Genomic DNA, 4431 nt, shown 5'->3' on the forward strand with positions numbered 1-4431 from the left:
GAGTTCCAGTCGATCCAGGTCATCGACGTGCAGAACAACCGCGGGACCATCTGGATCGTGCCGGGTGGCTTCCCCAACGTGAAAGGACCTGAGGCGACGAAGATTTTCGACGCCAGCAACCTCGAACAGGTCCATCGCTAGACCGAACAGGCCGTCTCGCCGGAGTCGCACCGATTCCGGCGGGACGGTGGTTTTCGCACCGCCCCCGGTTCGCCTTTGCGCGCCCGGGGGCGATGTTCCTTGTGCGTGGGAGAGTAAGCGCCGCGCCAGGGAGCAATCCCGACGCGGACAACAACGAATCCGGGAAACTCGCGCCACGCGGCGCGCCGCCAGCCCGGCGTCGTGAGCATCGCGTTCGCCGGGCGAGGCGCGCGCGCTGCCGACGCGATCAAACCGGCACATCAGAGGAGGAAAGCTTATGCCTGACTTCGATGTCCGATGGGTCGAGCGCTGGCAGAACATGGTCAACCGCGACGGCGTCGCCCGCCTGTTGGGCCGCCATTTTACCGCCGACGTGATGCTCGAGTTCGGTGCGCGCGCCTACGTGATGAGCTTCGAGCGCGGCGAAATAACCCGCGTCCAGCACGAGATCGGTCCGGAAACCACTTACCAGTTCGCGCTGCGCGCGCCGGCTGAAACCTGGGCCAAGTTCGTGCAGCCGGTCCCGCCCCCGATGTACAACGACATCATCGCGATGTCGCACTCGCTGCACGGCAGGCTGAAGATCGAGGGCGACGTCAAAGTGATGTGGCAGAATCTCAGGGCCTTCGCATGGGACCTTGACCTCATGCGCACTGTCAAGGAATAGCGGAGGGAGGCGCACGACCATGGCAAGGATCGAACCGGTTACCGGGCATTACGTTTACGTCCCCTTCGGGGGCGAGGAATATCGCATTTTCTACGAGGAAGCGGGCGAGGGCATCCCGCTGGTCTGCCTGCATACGGCGGGTACCGACTCGCGCGAGTGGCGCCATCAGCTCAACGATCCGGAGATCAACCGCCGCTTCCGCGTGATCGCCTTCGACCTCCCGCGCCACGGCAAGTCGATTCCGCCCAAGGGTTGGTGGAAAGAGGAATACAAGCTGACCGCGCAATTCTATGCCGACTTCATCGTTGCCTTCTGCCGTGAGCTCGGGCTCGAGCGGCCGGTGGTGATGGGCAGCTCGATGGGCGGCAACATCTGCCTCCACCTCGCGCTCAAGTACAGTGACTACTTCCGTGCCCTCATCGCGGTCGAGGCTTGCGACTATTCGCCCGGATGGTGGCTGGACTGGCTGTGGCACGCCCAGATCCACGGTGGCGAGGCCTGCGCCACCGCGATCAATGGCCTGATGGCGCCGCAGAGCCCCTTCGAGTACCGTCAGGAAACCTGGTGGTATTACTCACAGGGCGGCCCGGGCGTGTTCAAGGGCGATCTCTATTTCTACAGCGTGGATCACGACTTCCGCGAAATGTGCGATAAGATCTCGGGTAAGATTCCGATCTATTTCATGACCGGAGTGTATGACTTCGCCTGCACGCCCGAGATGACCGAGAAGACCGCGCGCCGCGTGCGCAACGCGGAATGCATCATCATGGAGGAGATCGGGCACTTCCCGATGTGCGAGAACCCCGAGACCTTCAAGAAATACCTGATGCCGGTTTTGCACAAGATCAAGTAAACGCCGGCCCCGCTGCTCAGCACAAACGGCGCCGCCGACGCGTCCAGGTCGGCGGCGCCGTTTGCTTGTGCACGTTGGCGAGCTCCTGCTTCAAGCCCGATTCGATCGCGGAGATGCGGCGCGCCGAACGCCGCTTTGTGTGTTGCGGAATTATTCAGAATTGGTCTCCTTTGCGCAGCTTAAATCGTAAAGTGACCGCGATTTTGGCCCTGATTGCCTTAACTTGTCCAACGGAATAGAGACGGGCGAACGGGGACGGGCCTGATGATGGGGGCAGGCCCGGGCACACGGGGACGACCGCTATCAAGCCGAGCGCGGACAGCAGACGCCTGACCCGCGGTTTGTGGCGATGGGCGCGGCTGGCCGGAGTGGTGGCCGCCGCGAGCATCGCGGTCATGGCGCTATTGTGGCTGCGAAGCCGGATTCGTCTGGCCGCCGCGACCAACGACCCCGCCATGGTTGCGATTCGCAACCTGGTGGCGGCGGGCGATATCGCGCGCGCCGCGGCGCGGCTCAACACCGCCTATCACTTCGACAACAGTCCGGGGCTGCTCGCGCTGCGGCAGTTTTCGCTCACGGTGCTGCGCCAGGGGCTGCGCGAACGGAGCATCTTCGAGCGTTGTTTCGCGGCTTGTGCGCTCGCCGGCAGCGGCGAGGAAGAGGGCGTCAAGCTGCTGGTCGAGACCTTCGAGCGCAACCCCAACCTGAGCGTCAAGATGGCGGTGGCCGATGGGCTGGGCGAAGACGGCGACCGCAGGGCGGTCCAGGTCTTAAGCGCCCTCTACCACGCGGCGCGTCCCTACGAGCAACGGATCATCGTCGAAGGCCTTGCCTCCGCGACCGATCCAAGCGCGGTGACCGTCCTGATGGAGGCCAGCCGGGCCTCCGAGCGAATGGTGCGGTTGGAGGCGCTGCGCAGCCTGGGCCCGCTCGGCAATCGCCGCGCGATACCGCTGCTGCATCAGGTGCTGGTGTCGAAGGAGCGTGACGCTTTCGAGCGGGTGATGGCCGCGCGCTCGCTGTTGCTGATGGGCGACAAATCCGGCGTCCCGTACTTGCGTGCGATGGTTGGCGACCGGTCGCAAGGCACCTATGAACGGGCAGTGGCCGCCGCGGCGCTGGGCTTCGCCAGCGATCCCTCGGCAGTGCCGGTGCTCAAGCTTGCGCTGGCTGACCATGAGCTCGAAGTGCGAATCGGGGCGGCCGCGGCACTGACTCACTACCGCGAGCCGGCGGGCGCCGAGTATCTCAAGCACGCGCTTGCCAACGCGGACTACATGACCCGCCTGGAGATTTCTGAACTGTTCGGCGACCTCGACGCCGTCAGCGGCTCGGCGGTTGTGCTTGCCGGCCTCTACTCGAATTACGGCGCGGTGCGGCTTGCCGCGATCAAGGCGCTGGCCGCCGGGCACAGCGAACGCAACGCCGAGTTGCTCGATGCGCTCGCGCGCGACAGCGACGACGCGACGCTTCGCGCAGAGGTGGCCTGGGCGCTCGGCCGCATCGGCAGCCCGGGCAGTATTCCGACCTTGCTCGAGCTGGTGCAGGAACAGGATCCGATGATTCGTTACACCGCGGCCGACGGTTTGAACCGCATCGCAACGCGTCTGCTCAGGGCGAGAAGCCGATGGCTGATCTGAGCGCGCGGCCCGCGATGCGAAAAGAGGGGTGTCTGGCAGTCAATGTCCGCCCCCATGGAGGAGCGTTACTGGTCGAGCGGCAAGGTCAAGCAGGGGGCGCCTAAACCCGTAAGGAGAGGAGCATGATGCGAAGCAACATGATGCCGCATGGGAGAGCCGCCGCGAGGCCGTGGTGGCTGGCGGCGGTGGTCGCCCTGACGCTTGCCGTCAGCGTTTCCTTGCCGGCCGGGCCGGCCAGGGCGGTGAACAGTCCCGATCAGGTCAAGACCTACACCATCCAGACCTTCATGGATTGGCTGAAGACCTACAAGGACGCCAAGCCCGATTTCAAACCGGGCGACGTGCTGACCGCGGCGGATCTGGACACCAAGATCAAGCCCTTCATGTGGCCGGGGTATATCGAGTTCCTCAATTTTCCCGAGTTCAAGATGAAGATCGGCCCCTACGTCGATCACACTCCGCGCAAGGACTTCCTGGAGTGCACGGAGAAATATCAGAGCCAGGTGCGCCTGAATCCCGACCATACGCTCGCCAATTACGTCTGCGGGCAACCCTTTCCCAACTCGGCGATCCGCGAGGACGACCCTGACGCGGGCTGGAAGGCGGTGTGGAACTACGAATGGCGCTGGCAGAACTTCGGACTGTTCACGATGGCGCCGGTCAGTCTGATGCGCTTCGGCGGTACCCATCAGATTCCTCAGTGGTCGCTGCCCCCGAGCGACTGGCTCGAAAATGCTGGCGTCAAGAATATCAATATCACGCTGCCGCCGGCTGACGTTATGAAGCAGATCTACGGCGGTGGCGGAGATTTCGAGCGCACGATGTCGGCAATGTATCGCAAGGTCTTCTTCACTCATCTCGCGCAGCTCGAAAGCCATACGCTGCCGGTGCCCGATGCCGCTCAGTTCGAGTTCAAGGAGTTCACCGGCTTCTACACCCCGTTCGATATCCGCGGCACCGCTTTCATCGTCTATCGCTATGCCGACCCGCATCGCGAGGACGACGGCTGGGCCTATATCCCGACCCTGCGGCGCGTACGGCGCATCTCGGCGCAGGTGAAGTCGGACTCGCTGCTCGGCACCGACCATACGATCGCCGACTTCTACGGCTTCTCCGGCCGCGAGCTGTCG

General features: G+C 63.9%; 4 protein-coding genes. All 4 read left to right on the forward strand.

What is annotated here, in order from left to right; all coding sequences use genetic code 11:
- Positions 1-418: 418 nt before the first annotated feature.
- Positions 419-808 carry a hypothetical protein gene (locus VFB33_00860; GenBank protein HZO80217.1) on the forward strand — a complete coding sequence of 130 codons (390 nt, stop codon included), beginning with the start codon at positions 419-421 and terminating at the stop codon, positions 806-808.
- Between the two features lie 19 nt (positions 809-827).
- Positions 828-1661: an alpha/beta hydrolase gene (locus VFB33_00865; protein ID HZO80218.1), complete on the forward strand. Its 834-nt coding sequence runs from the start codon at positions 828-830 to the stop codon at positions 1659-1661.
- Positions 1662-2056: 395 nt separating this feature from the next.
- A complete protein-coding gene (locus VFB33_00870) occupies positions 2057-3301 on the forward strand; it encodes a HEAT repeat domain-containing protein (protein ID HZO80219.1) in 1245 nt (414 codons plus the stop codon).
- A gap of 122 nt (positions 3302-3423) precedes the next feature.
- The coding region (locus VFB33_00875; GenBank protein ID HZO80220.1) for a DUF1329 domain-containing protein at positions 3424-4431 on the forward strand (1008 nt) is incomplete at its 3' end.

This window comes from Candidatus Binataceae bacterium (genome assembly GCA_035650475.1).
In the GTDB taxonomy this organism is placed as follows: Bacteria; Desulfobacterota; Binatia; order Binatales; family Binataceae; genus JAKAVN01.

Bases quoted from the DNA above. Each gene is read 5' to 3' on its own strand.
- VFB33_00860 (HZO80217.1), top strand. From the start codon at position 419: ATGCCTGACTTCGATGTCCGATGGGTCGAGCGCTGGCAGAACATGGTC.
- VFB33_00865 (HZO80218.1), top strand. From the start codon at position 828: ATGGCAAGGATCGAACCGGTTACCGGGCATTACGTTTACGTCCCCTTC.
- VFB33_00870 (HZO80219.1), top strand. From the start codon at position 2,057: ATGGCGCTATTGTGGCTGCGAAGCCGGATTCGTCTGGCCGCCGCGACC.